Source organism: Candidatus Hakubella thermalkaliphila (assembly GCF_013281975.1).
GTDB classification, from domain to species: Bacteria; Actinomycetota; Humimicrobiia; order Hakubellales; family Hakubellaceae; genus Hakubella; species Hakubella thermalkaliphila.
Genome location: NZ_BLRZ01000378.1, coordinates 1 through 779, shown reverse-complemented (window position 1 = coordinate 779; position 779 = coordinate 1). Strand labels below are relative to the sequence as shown.

Below are 779 nucleotides of genomic sequence, written 5' to 3'. Positions count from 1 at the left end.
TCTATATCAAAGTCATGGATGAATATTTTGATAAGGGCATAGAACTCCTGTCTGATATATTCATTCACTCTACATTCCCGGAAGAAGATATTGAGAAAGAAAAGGGGATTATCAAAGAAGAGATAAAGCTGGTTGAGGATACGCCTGACGAATACATACATGACCTCTTCAACCAGGCAATATGGGGCAATGACGGCATAGGACAGTCGATACTCGGCAGGAGAGAGACGATTAAAGCGTTCACAAGGGAAGACCTTGTCAGCCACACAAAAAAACATTACGGGACAAAGGGCATTGTTATATCATGCGCAGGAAATTTTGAAACAGACAGGCTTCTAGATGCGCTAAATCATAATTTTATTTCTCTCAGGAAAGGGTCGGAGCCAGACAAGGAACCGCGTCCTCTGTTTAACAGTAAAATAAAAGTTTACAGCAAAGAACTTCCTGAAGTTCATCGTTGTCGCGGCGTTGAAGGCATGCCGCAGGCAAGCAAAGACAGGTATGTATTGTTTATTCGGAATACAATCCTCGGCGGAGGTGTCAGTTCACGGCTTTTTCAGGAAATAAGGGAGAAAAGAGGGCTTGCGTATTCTGTTTATTCATATATATCATCCTACACTGATACAGGGGTATTGGCTGTCTATGCCGGGACAGGAAAAAAGAAAGGATCGCAGGTGATAGAGCTTATTCTCAAAGAACTCAGAGGTCTGGCAGACATGCTTACGGACATTGATGTAGAAAGGGCAAAGGCTCAGCTCAAGGGCAATCTAATTCTCGGA

At 43.1% G+C, this 779-nt stretch carries 1 protein-coding gene; it reads left to right on the top strand.

All coding sequences use genetic code 11. The annotated features are described in order from the left end of the window. On the top strand, positions 1–779 hold a 779-nt coding region (locus HW443_RS12265; RefSeq protein ID WP_176238342.1), incomplete at both ends, for a M16 family metallopeptidase.